The organism is Glycomyces arizonensis DSM 44726 (genome assembly GCF_000482705.1).
Lineage (GTDB): Bacteria > Actinomycetota > Actinomycetes > Mycobacteriales > Micromonosporaceae > Glycomyces > Glycomyces arizonensis.
In genome coordinates, this window is sequence record NZ_KI519475.1 from 58607 (window position 1) to 74429 (window position 15823).

18 protein-coding genes and 1 riboswitch are annotated in these 15823 nt (G+C 70.7%); of the genes, 8 read left to right on the top strand and 10 right to left on the bottom strand.

All coding sequences use genetic code 11. The features are described 5' to 3' along the window. Positions 1-8: 8 nt before the first annotated feature. The 5 genes from sucD to H613_RS0122405 form a co-directional block, all read right to left on the bottom strand. Positions 9-896 (bottom strand): succinate--CoA ligase subunit alpha, encoded by an 888-nt coding sequence (sucD, locus tag H613_RS0122385; RefSeq protein ID WP_026925518.1) that lies wholly within the window; start codon positions 894-896, stop codon positions 9-11. A 3-nt stretch (positions 897-899) separates the two neighbouring features. Then, on the bottom strand, positions 900-2078 hold the full coding sequence (sucC, locus tag H613_RS0122390) for an ADP-forming succinate--CoA ligase subunit beta (RefSeq protein ID WP_026925519.1): 1179 nt from the start codon (positions 2076-2078) through the stop codon (positions 900-902). Positions 2079-2966: 888 nt separating this feature from the next. Beyond that, positions 2967-3431, bottom strand: a complete 465-nt coding sequence (locus H613_RS28515; RefSeq protein WP_051393711.1) for a cobalamin B12-binding domain-containing protein — start codon at positions 3429-3431, stop codon at positions 2967-2969. A gap of 148 nt (positions 3432-3579) precedes the next feature. Beyond that, positions 3580-4578: a hypothetical protein gene (locus H613_RS29635; protein ID WP_051393712.1), complete on the bottom strand. Its 999-nt coding sequence runs from the start codon at positions 4576-4578 to the stop codon at positions 3580-3582. Between the two features lie 85 nt (positions 4579-4663). After that, positions 4664-4996 carry a MarR family winged helix-turn-helix transcriptional regulator gene (locus H613_RS0122405; protein WP_245598642.1) on the bottom strand — a complete coding sequence of 111 codons (333 nt, stop codon included), beginning with the start codon at positions 4994-4996 and terminating at the stop codon, positions 4664-4666. A 140-nt stretch (positions 4997-5136) separates the two neighbouring features. Between H613_RS0122405 and H613_RS0122410 the strand changes: the two genes are divergently transcribed. Next, positions 5137-6579, top strand: a complete 1443-nt coding sequence (locus H613_RS0122410) for an MFS transporter (RefSeq protein WP_051393739.1) — start codon at positions 5137-5139, stop codon at positions 6577-6579. 46 nt (positions 6580-6625) lie between these two features. On the opposite strand, the gene H613_RS0122415 is transcribed toward H613_RS0122410, so the two are convergent. Both H613_RS0122415 and H613_RS0122420 read right to left on the bottom strand, forming a co-directional pair. Next, positions 6626-7384, bottom strand: coding sequence for an ATP-binding cassette domain-containing protein (locus H613_RS0122415; RefSeq protein ID WP_035739118.1), 759 nt, complete (start codon positions 7382-7384; stop codon positions 6626-6628). Positions 7385-7395: 11 nt separating this feature from the next. Continuing rightward, complete coding sequence (locus tag H613_RS0122420) at positions 7396-7611, bottom strand: hypothetical protein (RefSeq protein ID WP_026925523.1); 216 nt, start codon at positions 7609-7611, stop codon at positions 7396-7398. 185 nt (positions 7612-7796) lie between these two features. Between H613_RS0122420 and H613_RS0122425 the strand changes: the two genes are divergently transcribed. Both H613_RS0122425 and H613_RS0122430 read left to right on the top strand, forming a co-directional pair. Further along, positions 7797-9071 (top strand): sensor histidine kinase, encoded by a 1275-nt coding sequence (locus H613_RS0122425; protein WP_035739053.1) that lies wholly within the window; start codon positions 7797-7799, stop codon positions 9069-9071. Then, entirely contained in the window at positions 9059-9706 is a 648-nt protein-coding gene (locus H613_RS0122430; protein WP_026925525.1) for a response regulator transcription factor, read from the top strand. The genes H613_RS0122425 and H613_RS0122430 overlap by 13 nt, the downstream gene beginning before the upstream one ends. Positions 9707-9713: 7 nt before the next feature. On the opposite strand, the gene H613_RS28525 is transcribed toward H613_RS0122430, so the two are convergent. Continuing rightward, on the bottom strand, positions 9714-10151 hold the full coding sequence (locus H613_RS28525; protein WP_035739055.1) for a thermonuclease family protein: 438 nt from the start codon (positions 10149-10151) through the stop codon (positions 9714-9716). 150 nt (positions 10152-10301) lie between these two features. Between H613_RS28525 and H613_RS0122440 the strand changes: the two genes are divergently transcribed. The 3 genes from H613_RS0122440 to H613_RS28530 are packed head-to-tail and all read left to right on the top strand — an operon-like array spanning position 10302 to position 12805. Beyond that, positions 10302-11594 carry a cell division protein PerM gene (locus H613_RS0122440; protein WP_026925526.1) on the top strand — a complete coding sequence of 431 codons (1293 nt, stop codon included), beginning with the start codon at positions 10302-10304 and terminating at the stop codon, positions 11592-11594. Beyond that, the gene (gene purN / locus H613_RS0122445) at positions 11591-12229 is read left to right on the top strand and encodes a phosphoribosylglycinamide formyltransferase (protein WP_035739057.1); all 639 of its coding nucleotides are present in this window, start codon (positions 11591-11593) and stop codon (positions 12227-12229) included. Before H613_RS0122440 ends, purN begins: the two co-directional genes overlap by 4 nt. A gap of 6 nt (positions 12230-12235) precedes the next feature. Beyond that, positions 12236-12805, top strand: a complete 570-nt coding sequence (locus tag H613_RS28530) for a VanZ family protein (RefSeq protein ID WP_051393713.1) — start codon at positions 12236-12238, stop codon at positions 12803-12805. Here the strand turns inward: H613_RS28530 and H613_RS0122455 are convergent. Then, a complete protein-coding gene (locus H613_RS0122455; RefSeq protein ID WP_156926211.1) occupies positions 12767-13015 on the bottom strand; it encodes a hypothetical protein in 249 nt (82 codons plus the stop codon). The genes H613_RS28530 and H613_RS0122455 overlap by 39 nt on opposite strands. A gap of 89 nt (positions 13016-13104) precedes the next feature. Next, positions 13105-13521 (bottom strand): Hsp20/alpha crystallin family protein, encoded by a 417-nt coding sequence (locus H613_RS0122460; RefSeq protein ID WP_026925529.1) that lies wholly within the window; start codon positions 13519-13521, stop codon positions 13105-13107. Positions 13522-13639: 118 nt separating this feature from the next. Here H613_RS0122460 and H613_RS28535 point away from each other — a divergent pair, with 118 nt between their 5' ends. Both H613_RS28535 and purH read left to right on the top strand, forming a co-directional pair. Further along, positions 13640-13981, top strand: a complete 342-nt coding sequence (locus H613_RS28535; protein WP_051393714.1) for a MerR family transcriptional regulator — start codon at positions 13640-13642, stop codon at positions 13979-13981. Positions 13982-14041: 60 nt separating this feature from the next. Next, positions 14042-14206: riboswitch (ZMP/ZTP riboswitch) on the top strand. Between the two features lie 28 nt (positions 14207-14234). After that, the gene (gene purH, locus H613_RS0122470; RefSeq protein ID WP_211234927.1) at positions 14235-15797 is read left to right on the top strand and encodes a bifunctional phosphoribosylaminoimidazolecarboxamide formyltransferase/IMP cyclohydrolase; all 1563 of its coding nucleotides are present in this window, start codon (positions 14235-14237) and stop codon (positions 15795-15797) included. Positions 15798-15823 lie beyond the last annotated feature (26 nt).

Here is a 15823-nt window from a genome sequence, read left to right on the forward strand (position 1 = left end):
GGTGAGGGCTACAGGCCCTTGACGATCTCGCGCATGAGGTTCGCGGTCTCGCTCGGCGTCTTGCCGACCTTGACGCCCGCGGCCTCAAGGGCGTCCTTCTTGGCGTCGGCGGTCCCGGCCGAACCGGAGATGATGGCGCCCGCGTGGCCCATCGTCTTGCCGGGAGGCGCGGTGAAACCGGCGATGTAGGCCACGACCGGCTTGGTCACGTGGGCCTTGATGAAGTCCGCGGCGCGCTCCTCGGCGTCGCCGCCGATCTCGCCGATCATGACGATCGCCTTGGTCTCGGGGTCCTCTTCGAACGCCTTGAGGCAGTCGATGTGGGTCGTCCCGATGACCGGGTCGCCGCCGATGCCGACCGAGGTCGAGAAGCCGACGTCGCGCAGCTCGTACATGAGCTGGTAGGTCAGCGTGCCCGACTTGGAGACCAGGCCGATGGGCCCCGAGCCGGTGATGTCGGCCGGGGTGATGCCCGCGTTCGACTTGTCGGGGCTGGCGATGCCCGGGCAGTTGGGGCCCACGATGCGGGTCTGGTTGCCCTTGGACTCGGCGTGGTTCCAGAACGCAACCGAGTCGTGCACCGGGATGCCCTCGGTGATGACCACGACCAGGCCGATCGCGGCGTCGATCGCCTCGATGACGGCGGACTTGGCGAACGCCGGGGGCACGAACACCACGGAGGTGTCGGCGCCGGTCTCGGCCATGGCCTCCTGCACGGAGGCGAACACCGGCAGGCTCTGCCCGTCGAAGTCGACCTTCTGGCCGGCCTTGCGCGGGTTGACGCCGCCCACGACGTTGGTGCCGGCCTTGAGCATGCGGCGGGTGTGCTTCATGCCCTCGGAGCCGGTGATGCCCTGGACGATGACCTTGCTGTTCTCGGTGAGGAAGATCGCCATGGCCTAGGCCTCCTTGTTCGCGAGCTCGGCGGCCTTGTCGGCTGCGGCGTCCATCGTGTCGACCTCGGTGACGAGCGGGTGGTTCGCGTCGGCGAGGATCTTGCGGCCGATCTCGGCGTTGTTGCCGTCGAGGCGGACCACGAGCGGCTTGGTGACGTCCTCGCCGCGGTCGGCGAGCATCTGAAGTGCGCCGATGATGCCGTTGGCGACCTCGTCGCAGGCGGTGATGCCGCCGAAGACGTTGACGAAGACGCTTCGGACCTGCGGGTCCGACAGGACCACTTCGAGGCCGCCCGCCATGACGGCGGCGGAGGCGCCGCCGCCGATGTCGAGGAAGTTGGCGGGCTTGACGCCGCCGTGCCTCTCGCCCGCGTAGGCGACGACGTCGAGGGTCGACATGACCAGCCCGGCGCCGTTGCCGATGATGCCGACCTGGCCGTCGAGCTTGACGTAGTTGAGCCCGGCGTCCTTGGCGCGCTGCTCGAGCGGGTCGACCGCGGACTTGTCCTCGAACTCGGCGTTCTCGGCGTGGCGGAAGTCCGCGTTCTCGTCGAGGGTGACCTTCGCGTCGAGCGCGAGGACCTTGCCCTCGGGGGTGCGGACCAGCGGGTTGACCTCGACCAGGGTGGCGTCCTCGGCGACGAAGGCGTCCCACAGCTTGACGAAGACGTCGACGAGCTGGTCGCGCAGGTCGGCCGGGAAGCCGGCCTGGTCGGCGATCTGGCCGGCGATCTCCGGCGTGACGCCGACACCGGCGTCGATCGGGGTCTTGACGACCTTCTCGGGGGCCGTCTTGGCGACCTCTTCGATCTCCATGCCGCCCTCGGTGGAGGCGATGCACAGGAAGGTGCGGTTCGCCCGGTCGAGGAGGTAGGAGAAGTAGTACTCGGAGTCGATGTCGGCCGTGACGGTCAGCATGACCTTCTCGACCGTGTGCCCCTTGATGTCCATGCCGAGGATGTTCGTGGCGTGGGTGTTCGCCTCCGCGACGGTGTCGGCGAGTTTGACGCCGCCCGCCTTGCCTCGGCCGCCCACCTTCACCTGCGCTTTGACGACCACCCGGTCACCGAGGCGCTCAGCGAGTTCCACTGCCTCCTGCGGGGTGGTGGCGACGCCGCCGTCCAGTACCGGCACACTGTGCCGGGCGAACAGTGCGCGGCCCTGGTATTCGTACAGATCCACTGTAGAGTCCGCTCCAGTAGCTAGTCTTCTTTGACCGGGTTGCCTGGCCCGACCCGCTCCCCTCGGGTGGTCCCCGCGGCCGCGAAGCGGCGGCCGGGGTCCGCGGGCCGGAAAATCTGCTCAGGTGCCCGTTAGCGCAGCGTAACGCGCGGACGGCCGCCGCGGCCGCCTGACGGTGCACCGATGTGACGAGATCGAAGATCTCACGGTGCGTATGCGCCGCCGTGAGACCACGGAAAACGCCGTGCCGGACGGCGGTGGAGGAGTTTGGGAGGCGCAGGCCACGGCGGAGCGATTCCGCACACCGACGCACCTTATAGCTTATAACCTCCGCAGTGCCGGAGTGTCCGTGCGTGTGGTGCCTCGGGCTGTTTTATAGCCTATAACTTCTACCGCGGAGAAGCGCGTTCGCGCGGACCGTTCTGGCAAAGGTTATAGCCTATAATTTTCATTGCGCGACAATCGGGCGCAGAGCATCTCATGGCTATTTTATAGCCTATAATCTCGCTTGTGAAGGCGCGCAGTGCGCAGGTTATACCTATAACCTCTGCTGTGGCGGCATGGCCTTGCGCGTTCGTGTTCCCGGCGCAAATGAGCGGGGACCGGACGCACCCCTCAGGCGTCCGGTCCCCTTTTCGTCGGGAATCAAGCCCACCCCTCAAAGGCTTGATCCCCTTTAGGCACGATGCCCTATCGCCACCCCTCAATCGACAGGGCATCGGCAGTTTGTGGCATAGCTCTATGAGCCGTGCTATACCGAATGCGATGGCTCTCGCCTCGCTCTCCGATGCGTCTCGCGCCGTTTTGCACTGCGTCCGACACTATTAAGAACGAGGCGGGTCGCGGGCCGGTTACGGGGCTGGCAAAAGATTTTTTCCAAACGGCGTATCAGCTGGTGGAGGCCGTGTGTTCCCTTGCGGCGTCACCCGTTTCGGTGCCGCCGACGTGCTCGGCGACCCATTCGGCGATCACCTGAGTCGAGGCCCCGGGGCCGAAAGTCGCGGCCACCCCGGCTTCGCGCAGCGCCTTCGCGTCCTCGTCGGGAATGATGCCGCCGCCGAATACGACGATGTCGCGCGCATCGGCCTCGTCGAGTAGTCGCAGCACTCGCGGGAACAGCGTCATATGCGCGCCCGAGAGAATGCTCAATCCGATCGCGTCGGCGTCTTCGGCCAGCGCCGTCGCCACGACCTGCTCGGGGGAATTGTGCAGACCGGTGTAGATCACTTCCATGCCCGCGTCGCGCAGCGCGCGGGCCACGACCTTCGCGCCGCGGTCGTGCCCGTCGAGCCCGACCTTCGCCACGACCACCCGGACGGGCGCGCCGTTGTGGGGCGCGCGCGATGCAGACATAGTGACCTCCTCGTCTGCGGCCGCGGCACCAGTGCCGGTTCGCGGCCCCGCGAGTGCCGCGGGGCCGGTTCGCGGCGCCACGGTGTCGCCGTGGCTGCCGCGGCCGTCATACGAGTGAGCTTAGTCGCGACCGGGCGGAGCGCAAAGGCTACCGGCCGTATGGCGGCTGCCCGGGTTGCTGGCCCGGCTGCTGACCGGGGTGCTGCCCCTGCTGGTATCCGGGCGGGGGCGGCGGGTACGCGCCGGGCTGCTGCTGGCCGGGGTGCGGCGGGTAGACGCCCGGGGCGCCCTGCGCAGGAGCGCCCTTGATGTACGCCTTCACCTGCTCGTCCTTGATGTAGATGAAGGACGCGTAGCCGTAGATGCCCGCGGTGACGAGGTTGAGCAGCAGCGGCAGGACGGCGAGGGCTCCGGTGATCGACATCGTGGAGAGGCCGCCGAGCACGCCGAGCAGCGAGAGCCCGGCGAAGACCATCATGAGGATGACGCCGGTCATGCGCAGGCCGCCCGAGCGGATCTGCCCGCGCGGCAGGGCGTAGCCGTACCAGCCGAACGCGAGGGCGAGCAGGATGCCGAGGGTCGCCGAGAAGAGCGCGAACCCGCCGAGGATGGCGAGGGACGCGATGCTGCCGATGAGGCCGATTCCGGCGCCGATCAGCGCCACGAGGCCGATGCGCTTGACGCCGTCGGGGGCCGTGCCCGGAGCGGCCTGCGGCTGGCCGTACGGCTGGCCGCCCTGCTGCGGCGGGTACTGGGCCTGCGGCGGCTGCTGGCCGTAAGGCTGCTGCTGCCCGTACGGCTGCTGTCCGGGCATCGGGGGCGGCGTCGGCTGCCCGAGCGGGTTCGACTGGCCGGGCACCGGCGCGGACGGCTGGAAGCCGGTCTGCGATCCGCCGGACTGCGGCATGACCGAGGTCTCCTCGAAGGGCGCGGGCGGGTTGGCCGGGCCGGTCGGGTTGCCGAGCGGCGAGGGAGGCGGCGGCGGGGGAGCGGCGGACGCGCCGCCGGCCTTGCGCAGCTTCATCGTCGAGTCGAGGTTCTCGACGCTCTCGGCCTCGGGGGGCTCTGCCTTGGACTGGGACCCCGGCTTGAGCTTGAAGGTGCCGCCGTCCTCGTCCTCTTGCTGCTGGTTCTCGGGGTGAGCCATGAGATCTACGCTCCAAGCCGGATCAGGTCGTGACTTCTGCCAGTCTCACGATACCGACTTCGTCAAACGTCCAGAAGACGCGCCGTCACGCGAGGTGCTTCCTGAGGACCGCGTTGTGGGTGGGGCGGGCGGCCTCCCAGCGCTCGCGCCCGGCGTCGGTGAGCGCGAGGAAGTTGGCGCGGCGGTCGAAATCGCAGGCGGCGCGGGTCACGAGCCCGGCCTTCTCCAACCGCGTGACGGTGCGCGAGAGGGCGCTCTGGCTCAGGTACATCTCCGCCTCCAGATCCTTCATCTTGACCTTGCCGTCGTTGGACCGGCACTGGCCGCTGAGGATCTGGAGCACCTCGAACTCGCTGAGTCCCAACCGGTGCAGGGACTGCAGCTCGTTCTCCAGCTCGCATGACGTGTCGTGATACACACGCAGTGTCTCAGACCACTGCCCGCAGACGTCTTGATCCGATTCAGGCTCCATGACCAGCAGATTACCATGTCAAGACATTTTATGTCCATGCAATTGATGTGTTGACATCCAATGCACGTACATGTAACTTGATCGCCGTGACACTCACGGAAACCGAACCCGCGCAGCTCCCCGACCTCCGAACCCCCGCACATGCCCCGAGCCGTTGGGGCCCAAAGCTCTGGGCGATCCTCTTCGTCGCCGGAGTGGCGATGTTCCTCGACGCCCTCGACGTCTCCATGGTCGGCGTGGCACTGCCCTCCATCGGCGCCGAGCTCGGCCTCGACACCGCGAGCCTCCAGTGGATCGTCAACGGCTACATCCTCGGCTACGGCGGCCTCCTGCTCCTCGGAGGCAGGGCCGCCGACCTCCTCGGACGGCGCCGCGTCTTCCTGACCGCCCTGGTCGTCTTCGGCCTCGCCTCCCTGGCCGGCGGTCTGGTCGACGACGGCGCGCTGCTCATCGCCAGCCGCATCGTCAAGGGCGTCGCCGCCGCCTTCACCGCCCCGGCCGCCCTGTCGATCATCACCACCACCTTCAAGGAGGGCCACGACCGCAACAAGGCGCTCTCGCTCTTCAGCGTCTTCGGCGCCACCGGCTACGCCTCCGGCCTCATCGTCTCCGGATTCCTGACCGGCATCGACTGGCGCTTGACGTTCTACGCGCCCGTCGTGGTCGTCGCCGCCCTCATCGCCGCCGCCTTCTTCGTGGTGCCCCGCGGCGAGGACAACGAGCGCGGCAGCGTCGACCTCCTCGGCGCGGCCCTGCTCACCGGCGGCATGCTCACCGCGGTCTACACGATCGTCACCGTCCCCGAGAACGGCTTCGGCCCGCTCACCACCGCCACGGCCGTCGCCGCCGTCGTCCTGCTCGGCGCGTTCCTCATCGCCGAGAACCGGGTCCGCCACCCGCTGGTGCGCCTGGGCATCCTCAAGGTCTCCTCGATCGTGCGGGCCAACCTCGCGGCCCTGGCGATCTTCGGCTCCTACGTCAGCTTCCAGACGATCGTGTCGCTGTACCTGCAGAACACGCTCGAATGGGGCCCGATGCGGATGGCGCTCGCGCTGGCTCCGGCCGGAGTCATCGTCGCGTTCCTGTCGCCGATCGCCGGCAAGCTCATCGACCGCTTCGGCACCACCCCGATGATCATCGCCTCGATGGCCTCGTTCGTCCTGGGCTACCTGTGGTTCATCCTCCGCGGCGGCAGCCCCGACCCGGCGTACTTCACCGACTACCTGCCGAGCTTCCTGCTGCTGGGCCTGGGCTTCGCGCTGGGCTTCTCCTCGACCATGGTCCAGGCCACCGAGGGCATCCACGACGACGAGCAGGGGCTCGCCTCCGGGCTGGTCCAGACCTCCGGCCAGATCGGCGGCGCGATCGTCCTGGCGATCGTCACCGGCCTGATCTCCGGCGGCGCCGCCACCGGCATCGGCCAGTACCAGCCGGGGCTCTACCTCGTCATCACCGTCGCGGCGATCGGCCTCCTGGCCTCGGCCACGGCCCTGCTGGCGCGCCGCCAGGCGCTCCCCGAGGCCGCATGACCCGCACCCGCTGAGCAGTTCAGGGGCCGCCCGCCCAGGGCGGCCCCTACGTCGTCTCCAGATACGTCAAGTGCCGCGCCAGCTCCAGGGCGGTCGGACGCGGGAAGTACCGGTCGATCCGGCCGCCGCCCATCACCGCGGTCGCGTGGGCCCGCGCGGCGGCGTCCGGGTCGTGCGTGACCATGACGACCGTCTGGGCGAACTCGTCGACCAGATCCCGCAGCAGGTCGAGCACCTCGTCGGCGCTGCCCGGATCGAGCGCGCCGGTCGGCTCGTCGGCGAAGACGACCTCCGGCCGCGCCGCCAGCGAGCGGGCGATCGCGGCCTTCTGCTGCTGGCCCGCCGAGAGCCGCCCGGCCCGGCGGCGCAGCAGCGGACCGATGCCGACCCGATCGGCCAGCTCGCCGAGCCACCGCCGGTCGGCCGGGGCGCCCGACAGGCGCAGTGGCAGCGTGATGTTCTCCTCGACCGTCAGCGACGGCAGCAGGTTATAGGACTGGAAGACGAAGCCGATGCGGTCGCGGCGCAGCGCCGTCCGCCGCGCCTCGTCGAGCCGCGAGAGCTCCGTCCCGCCGATGAACACCTCGCCGGAAGTGGGGGAGTCGAGCCCGGCGGCGCAGTGCAGCAGCGTCGACTTGCCCGACCCGGCCGGGCCCATGACGGCCAGGAACGAGCCGCGCGGCACCTGGAGCGAGACGCGGTCGAGCACGGTGTGCGCGCCGTCGTAAGTCTTCGTGACCTCTCGCATGAGCAGCGCGGCGGGCCTGGTCGGATCCTCGCGCAGCGCAGTCTGCGGCAGCTGCATCGTCGGCATCGTCATCGCCTCCGCTGGAAGAAGCGGATCAGGAGCGCGGCCCCCGAGAAGATCGCGACGGCGCCGAACGGGACCGCCAGCAGGTCGAGCCCGATCAGCGACAGGCCGCCGTTGACGACCAGTGCGAGGACCAGCACGATCCACAGGAGCGTGTCGGTGCCGTTGGAGGCGGGCCGAGCCGTGGTCTCGGCGGTGTCGGACGGGTATTGCCCGGTCATGGCGGACCCCTTTCGAAGCGGTTGTCGATATGCCTCGACGCTATGGCGGAAAACGTTGCCGCCCAATGCAGTCACCTGGCGAAACAGCGGTGGGGGCAGCGTTACGACACCCGGTACAGCCCGCTGTACCGACGGAAGCGCCGCCCGCGGGTACGTTTGTGGCGAATCCAGAGAGGAGGAGCCCGATGAGCAGTCAGAACAGTAGCCAGAACGCGGCCGGGAGCGACGGCCGGCAGCTGCTGGGCGAGGCACTGCGCAGCAGCGCGTACGCCGTCTACGGCGCCGCCATCGGCCTCCTCGCGCTCTACACCCTCCCGCTGCTCGCGGCCGTGGCCGTCCTGCGCGCCGTGGGCGTCGGCCGCCCGCTGGTGCGCCCGACGCTGCGCTGGGTGCGCCGCCTGGCCGACCTCGAACGGGGCCGCCTGCGCCGCCTCGGGCACGAGATCGAATCGCCCTACCATGAGCCGGACCCCGAACCCGGCCTGACGCTGCGCGAGATCGCCGCCGAGCCCGAGGCGCGCCGCGACCTGGCCTGGCTGTTCCTCCACGCCACGTGGGGCCTGGTCATCGGCATCGTCGTCATCCAGCTGCCGTTCACGGCCGTCCACGACATCACCTATCCGATCTGGTGGCAGCTCGCCCTTCCGTCCGACCAGGAGATCTTCAACGGCTTCATCGAGGCCGAGACGTGGAGCGCCGCGGCGATCGGGCCCGTGGCCGGCATCGCCGTGTTCGCGCTGTGGCTCATCGGCGCCTCGAAGCTGTGCGAGCTCCAGGCCCGGCCCGGCGTCAACCTGCTCGGCCCCGACCCGGACGTCGACCTCTCCGAGCGGGTCGCCCGCCTCACCGCCACGCGCGCCGCCGCGCTCGACGCCCATGCCGTGGAGCTGCGGCGCATCGAGCGGGCCCTGCACGACGGCGCCCAGAACCGCATCGTCGGCGTCGCGGTCCTCGTCGGCGCCGCCCGCCGCGAGGTCGAGCGCAATCCCGAGCGCGCCGACGAGATCCTCGCCCGCGCCCAGGACACCGTCGAGGACGCCCTGGCCGAGCTGCGCGCCGTCGTCCGCTCGATCCTGCCGCCGGTGCTGGAGAACCGCGGCCTCGAAGGGGCGCTGAGCGCCCTCGCCTCGGACTGCCCCGTCCCGTGCAAGGTCACCGTCGACGTCCCGGTCCGCTGCCCGGCCAGTGTCGAGGCGACCGCCTACTTCGTCGTGGCAGAGTCATTGACGAACGTCGCCAAGCACAGCCGGGCGAGCCGCGCCGAAGTCGAGGTGCGGCTGCGCGGCGGGCGCCTGCACGTGCGCGTCACCGACGACGGCCGCGGCGGCGCCGCCGCCGCGGGCGGCTCGGGGCTGGCCGGGATCGGCCGCCGCGTCGAGGCCCACGACGGCGACGTGACCGTGAACAGCCCGCCGGGCGGGCCGACCGAGATCGAAGTGGAGCTGCCATGCGGATCGTGATCGCCGAGGACGACACCCTCCTGCGCGAGGGCCTTGGCCTGGTGCTGCGCGGGGAGGGCTTCGACGTCGTCGCCTCCACCGGTGACCCGGAGGCGTTCCTGGCCGCCGTCGAGGAGCACCGCCCCGACGTCGCCGTCGTCGACGTCCGGATGCCGCCCACGCACACCGACGAGGGCATCAAGGCCGCCGTCGCGGCCCGGCGCGCCCACCCCGAGCTCGCCGTCCTCGTCCTGTCGGCCTATGTGGAGGAGAGCTTCGCGACCGATCTGCTCGCCGTGGGCGCCAAGCGCGTCGGCTACCTGCTCAAGGAGCGCGTCGGCCGCGTCGACGCCTTCGTGGAGGCGCTGCGCCGCGTCGCCGGCGGCGGCACCGCCATCGACCCCGAGGTGGTCGCCCAGCTGTTCGCGCAGCGCCGCGCCGGGGACCCGCTGGAGCGGCTCACCCCGCGCGAGAAGGAGGTCCTGTCGGTCATGGCCGAGGGCCTGGGCAACGCCGCGATCGCGCAGCGGCTGTTCATCACCGAGAACGCCGTCCACAAGCACATCCGCAACATCTTCTTCAAGCTCGACCTGGCCCCCGACGACCACACCGACCGCCGCGTCGCCGCGGTCCTGCGCTATTTGGAGAGCGCCTGACCGCTCGCTAGTCGTGGGCGAGCGAGGACCACATGCCCCGCTTCTCGGACTTCGCCAGGCGCTCGGCCTTGCGGAGCGTGTCGCCGATGGTGAGCTCCTGGTGCCGCAGGATGTAGGTGTGCGCCATGCCTTCGGCGACGGCCAGAACGGCATAGTTCATGCCGTTCTCCATGATCACGTGCGCCAGCAGCCGGTCGTACTGGTCGTAGATCGGGTCGCCCGGGTCGGTGAACAAGTGGAGGGTCCGGCCCTCCAGCTTGCGCTTGGCGTACGCCTTCGCCTCGGCGCCCCAGTCCTCCTCTTCCCTGAAGCCGCCCGACTCGGGTGAGTTGATCCCCATGATGCGCACGCGGGTCTTCTCGCCGTCGATGACCGCGCGGAACGTGTCGCCGTCCACCACCTCGTATGCCTCGACCGTCGCGAAGAAGTCGCCGGGACCTTCCATGTCACTCTCCACTCGCTACCCGGGCCGCACCGCGCGGCCGCGTCTGCCGACTCATCCTCGCATTCGCCGCAGTGCGCCGCACGCCTCGTACCGGCATTCGGGCAACGCTGCTGCCCGCGACCACGGCCGTCCTATGACAGACTGGGCGGCGTGAAGGACCGAGCGAACACGTCGTCCGCCGCCGCGCAGCGGGACACGGTGGTCGTCGACCCCGCGAAGCGCCCGGCCCCGTCCCGGCGCCCGCGCACGCTGTTCGCCTCGGCGGCGGCCACCGTCCTGTGGTGCGCCACGGTCGTCTACACGCCGATCCTGGTCCTGGTCATCCTCGCGTGGTGGCTCGCCGGGCGCGCGGGCGACGTGTCCACCGTGGTCGCCGCCGCGGGTGTCGCCTGGATCGCCGGGCACGGCGTCGGCGCCGACATCGGAGGTATCCACCTGACGGTCACGCCGCTGCTGCTCACCGCCGTGCTCGCCTGGCGGCTCGCCAAGGCCGCCGCCGCCACGACGCGCGCGATCGGCGGGAAGGACGCGGCCGCCGTCCGGGCCGCCGCGGGCACCGTCTCGATCCTCTACATCGGACTCGCCACCGGCGCGGCGGCACTCGTCTCCACCGGGCCGTTCACCGTCTCGGTGGCCGAGACCCTCGCGTACACCGCGCCGTTCGCCGTCGCCGCCACCGCCTTCGGCGCCGCCCGCGAAGCGGGCGTGCTGCCCTGGGAGCGGTCCTCGGTCTGGCTGCGGCGCGGCGTGCGCACCGGAGCGCTCGTCGTCGGCGCCCTGCTCGCCTGCGGCTCGGCCGCCGTCGGCGTGGCCTTCGCCGTGCGCGGCGGCGCCGTGGCCGACACGTTCGGCCTCTACGGCTCGGGCGCCTGGGCCGTGGCGCTGCTGAGCCTGCTGTACCTGCCGAACCTCGCCGTCTGGGCCGTCGCCTATCTCTGCGGCCCCGGCTTCGCCGTCGGCGTCGGCACCGCCGTGCAGGTCGAACTGGTCGAACTCGGCCCGCTCCCGGCGTTCCCGGTCTTCGCGGCCGTGCCGACCGGCCCGCTGCCCGCCTCCGCGACCATCCTCATCGGACTGCCGCTGATGCTCGCGGCCGTGTTCGGCGTCGTGCTCACCTACCGGTCGCCCGACCTGCGCGTCCCCCGCGTCACCACCGCCGCGATCCTCGGCGCGGCCGTCGCCGCCGCGCTCCTGGCGGCCCTCTCGTGGGCCTCCGGCGGCGCCGCCGGGACCGACCTGCTCTCGCGGATCGGCCCGGACCCGTGGCCCGTGGCGATGCTCGGCGGCGTCCAGATCCTCATCGGCCTCGTCGGCGCCGCGCTCGTGGCGCGCCTGTTCGCCGTCCACCGCCGCGCCGCCGAAGCCGAGCTGGTGCGCAGAGACACGGTCGTCATCCCCGAACCGGCCCCGAGCCGCGACGACGCGTTACCGTACTGGTCGTGACCACTGCTCCAACTGACGGCTCGCAGGCTTCGCCGAAGCGGCTCGTCGTGCTCGTCTCCGGCTCCGGCTCCAACCTCCAGGCGCTCATCGACGCCTCGCGCGACCCCGCGTACGGGGCCGTCGTCGCCGCAGTCGGCGCCGACCGCGACGGCACGTTCGGCCTCAAGCGCGCCGAGGACGCCGGGATCCCCACGTTCGTGCGCAAGGTCCGCGACTACCCCGACCGCGACGCCTGGGACGCCGCGCTCACCGAGACCGTCGCCTCCTACGAGCCCCACATCGTCGTCTCGGCCGGATTCCTGAAGCTGTGCGGGCCGCGGTTCCTGGCGGCCTTCCCCGGCCGCTACGTCAACACCCACAACTCGCTGCTCCCGGCCTTCCCCGGCATGAACGGCCCCGGCGAGGCCCTCGCCGCCGGAGTGAAGCTCGCCGGGGCGACCCTGTTCATCTGCGACTCCGGCGTCGACACCGGCCCGATCGTCGCCCAGACGGCCGTCCCCGTCGAAGACGACGACACGGTCGACACGCTCACCGAGCGCATCAAGGAGGCCGAGCGCGCCCAGCTCGTCGCCTCGGTCGGCCGCATGGTCCGAGACGGCTGGACCGTCGAGGACCGCAGAGTCCGCCTCGGCTAGACCCGCATGGACCCCTCAAACCCTCTGGCGATCAACGCCCTCGAATCGACGACCGTCGTCGTCTCGCTCGCGCTGCTGCCCGCCGTGGCCCTGCTCGTGTGGGCGATCGCCGCGCTCAGGATCCGGAGCGGCCGTGAACCCAAAGCCAGCTGGCGCGACACCATCGCCGAAGTCGGCGCCGTCGCCGGGACCCTGCCGTGGCTGCTGCTCGTCCTCACCCCCAGGGAAGGCGAGAGCGCCGTGCAGCTCGTGCCGCTGGTCGACCTCGCCGACCTGGCCGCCGCCGACCCGCGCACGATCGTCGAGCAGCTCGTCGGCAACCTCGTCCTGTTCGCCGCCGCCGGGTTCTTCGTCCCGATCCGATTCCCGATCGGGCTCGGCGCCGTCGCCCTCTGGGCCGCCGCCGGGTGCACCGCCGTCGAGGCGGCGCAGTACCTGTTCGGCACCGGCCGCGTCGCCTCGGTCGACGACGTCCTGCTCAACACGCTCGGCGCGGTCCTCGCCGCCCTCGCGTCGCGGCGCTGGTGGCGAATCCGGTCACAGCGCGACGAGGCGCCCGCGCTCGCCGACCGCTGAAGGCCCCGGCGGATCCGGCCGGCAGCCCGCGCACAGGTGCCGCCCGGACGCGCCCGAGCCCAGCTGCCAGCCCTCGGCCTCGGCCGCCGCGCACAGCACCGGCCAGCTGTAGAAGGAGTCGTCATGGGAGTTGAACCGCCCTCCGCATCCGTCGCAGCAGAGTTCGTAGTCGGGGGTGTTGTTCATCGAGGAATACGTATGTCTACTCATGGTTCCATCCCTGTACCCGCCCGGCGCGCCGGAGAAACCGGAGCGCGCCGGGCGGTGATGGTGCCGTCATGTGCCGCCGGTGCGGCCCCTCACTGCTCGATCTGCTTGGCGCCGGAACCCACCAGCACCTTGCGGGGCTTCGCCTGCTCGGCCATCGGGATGGTCACGGTGAGCACGCCGTCGTCGTAAGAAGCTCGCACGTGCTCGGTGTCCAGCGCCTCGCTCAGGAACAGCCGCCGCACGAACGTGCCGCTGGGCCGCTCGGCGTGGATGACCTCGCGGTCGCCCGCTTCGGCGCCGCGGCGTTCGGCCCGGACGGTGAGGACGTTGCGTTCGACTTCCAGGTCGAAGTCGCTCTCGCGGACACCGGGCAGGTCGAGCTGGACGGTGAACGTGTCGCCCTCCCTCCAGGCGTCCATCGGAATCGACAACTGGGAGTCCGTCCGCCCGAGCATCTGCTGGGCCAGGCGGTCGAGTTCCCGGAACGGATCGGTGCGCATCAGCATCGAGAAGTCACCTCCTGGGTGAATATGGTGAACTGACTGTCAGTAAATATATATCGCTTGATTTAGATTTTGTCAAACAAGATTCCAGAGGTAAGTTAGTGACGTAGACATCAAGGCAATGGAGGAGAATGTGCTGCCCGACCCGCCGAGCGCCGCTCGACCCCGATCCGACCAAGCGCTGTACAGCATCTCGGTGGCGGCCGAGCTGCTGGACATGGCCCCCCAGAACCTGCGCGTCTACGAGGCCCGCGGCCTCGTGGAACCCAGTCGCACCGCCGGCGGCACGCGTCGCTACAGCGACGACGACGTGGAACGGATCCGCCACATCGGCGAACTCCTCGACGCCGGCCTCAACTTCGTCGGGATCAAGCGGGTCCTCGAAATGGAGCTGGAGCTGGAGCGGCTGCGCACCGAGCTCCACGGCGCCCACGCCAGCCGGGACCGCCGCGGCGACGCCTGACGCCCGGTGGCGTGCTCCGCCGGCGGCGTCCGAAGGCGCGGGGCGGCCACCGTGTTACCCTCGGCTTGTCGCGACTGGCGAGGACGTCGACAGCGCAGGTCTCCCGTGGCACGGACCGGGCAGCTCGTTGTTGAGGGGAGACCCTGGAGGCGTTCGCAGGTGGAGCACCACCGGGGAGCGGCACTGCTGAACCTGTTACTGCGGTCGAACGCCTGGGCCGCAGTCATCTCAACGATTCAGGAGCAGTGCACCCGTGAGCGACGCATCCGTGTCCGCGCATTCCAAGCCCATCAGGCGCGCCCTCGTGTCGGTCTTCGACAAGACCGGCGTCGTCGAGCTGGCCGCCGACCTCCACGCCGCAGGCGTCGAGCTCGTCTCCACCGGCTCGACCGCGGCCCGCATCGGCGAGGCCGGCATCCCGGTGACCAAGGTCGAAGACCTCACCGGCTTCCCCGAGATCCTCGACGACCGCGTCAAGACCCTCCACCCGAAGGTCCACGCCGGGCTCCTCGCCGACGTCCGCAAGGACTCCCACCGCGAGCAGCTCGCCGAGCTCGACATCGAGGTGTTCGACCTGCTGGTCGGCAACCTCTACCCGTTCGCCCAGACCGTCGCCTCCGGCGCCGGCTTCGACGACATCGTGGAGAAGATCGACGTCGGCGGCCCCTCGATGGTCCGCGGCGCCGCCAAGAACCACGCCAACGTCGCCGTCGTGGTCGACCCGGCCGACTACGAGTGGATCCGCGCCGCCGCGGCCGAAGGCACCACCGCCGAGCAGCGGCTCCGCCTCGCCGCGAAGGCCTTCGCGCACCTGGCCACCTACGACGCGACCGTCGCGACCTGGCTCGCCGAGCAGTCCGGCCCCGAAGGCCTCCCCGACTTCCACGCCGTCCCGGCCGCCAAGCTCGCCGACCTGCGCTACGGCGAGAACCCGCACCAGGGCGCCGCGCTCTACGACGACCCGCTGGCCCCCGCCGGGCTCGCGCAGGCCGAGCAGCTGCACGGCAAGGCCATGAGCTTCAACAACTACACCGACGCCGACGCCGCCTGGCGGGCGGCGCACGACTTCGCCGACCCGTGCGTGGCGATCATCAAGCACGCCAACCCGTGCGGGATCGCCGTCGGCGGCTCGATCGCCGAGGCCCACCGCCGCGCCCACGAGTGCGACCCGGTGAGCGCCTACGGCGGCGTCATCGCCGCCAACGGCGAGATCGACGCCGCCGCTGCGGCGCAGATCGCCGAGATCTTCACCGAGGTGGTCGTGGCCCCGGCCTTCAGCGAGGAGGCCGTGGCGATCCTGACGAAGAAGAAGAACATCCGGCTGCTGCGCGCCCCGGAGTGGACGCCGTCGCGGATGGAGCTGAAGCCGATCTCCGGCGGGCTGCTCGCGCAGCGGCCCGACCGCATCGACGCCGAGGGCGACGGGGCCGCGCAGTGGCGGCTGGTCACCGGCGAGCCCGCCGACGAGGCGACGCTCGCGGACCTGGAGTTCGCCTGGCGGGCCGTGCGGTCGGTCAAGTCGAACGCGATCCTGCTGGCGCAGGGGAACGCCTCGGTCGGGGTCGGGATGGGCCAGGTGAACCGGGTCGACTCGGCGAGGCTCGCGGTCGAGCGGGCGGGCGACCGCGTCAAGGGCGCCGTGGCGGCCTCCGACGCGTTCTTCCCGTTCCCGGACGGCCTGGAGATCCTCGCCGGAGCCGGAGTGAAGGCGGTCGTGCAGCCGGGAGGATCGGTCCGAGACGAAGCGGTCATCGCCGCCGCCGAGCAAGCCGGAGTGACCATGTACTTCACGGGCACGAGGCACTTCACCCACTGAGCGAAGCGAAGTGGGTGAAGCAGGGG

Excerpts from the sequence above, each read along its gene's own strand:
- sucD (WP_026925518.1), bottom strand. The coding sequence starts at position 896 with ATGGCGATCTTCCTCACCGAGAACAGCAAGGTCATCGTCCAGGGCATC.
- H613_RS28515 (WP_051393711.1), bottom strand. The coding sequence starts at position 3,431 with ATGTCTGCATCGCGCGCGCCCCACAACGGCGCGCCCGTCCGGGTGGTC.
- H613_RS29635 (WP_051393712.1), bottom strand. The coding sequence starts at position 4,578 with ATGGCTCACCCCGAGAACCAGCAGCAAGAGGACGAGGACGGCGGCACC.
- H613_RS0122415 (WP_035739118.1), bottom strand. The coding sequence starts at position 7,384 with ATGCAGCTGCCGCAGACTGCGCTGCGCGAGGATCCGACCAGGCCCGCC.
- H613_RS0122420 (WP_026925523.1), bottom strand. The coding sequence starts at position 7,611 with ATGACCGGGCAATACCCGTCCGACACCGCCGAGACCACGGCTCGGCCC.
- H613_RS0122425 (WP_035739053.1), top strand. The coding sequence starts at position 7,797 with ATGAGCAGTCAGAACAGTAGCCAGAACGCGGCCGGGAGCGACGGCCGG.
- H613_RS0122430 (WP_026925525.1), top strand. The coding sequence starts at position 9,059 with ATGCGGATCGTGATCGCCGAGGACGACACCCTCCTGCGCGAGGGCCTT.
- H613_RS28525 (WP_035739055.1), bottom strand. The coding sequence starts at position 10,151 with ATGGAAGGTCCCGGCGACTTCTTCGCGACGGTCGAGGCATACGAGGTG.
- H613_RS28530 (WP_051393713.1), top strand. The coding sequence starts at position 12,236 with ATGGACCCCTCAAACCCTCTGGCGATCAACGCCCTCGAATCGACGACC.
- H613_RS0122455 (WP_156926211.1), bottom strand. The coding sequence starts at position 13,015 with ATGAGTAGACATACGTATTCCTCGATGAACAACACCCCCGACTACGAA.
- H613_RS0122460 (WP_026925529.1), bottom strand. The coding sequence starts at position 13,521 with ATGCTGATGCGCACCGATCCGTTCCGGGAACTCGACCGCCTGGCCCAG.
- H613_RS28535 (WP_051393714.1), top strand. The coding sequence starts at position 13,640 with ATGGAGGAGAATGTGCTGCCCGACCCGCCGAGCGCCGCTCGACCCCGA.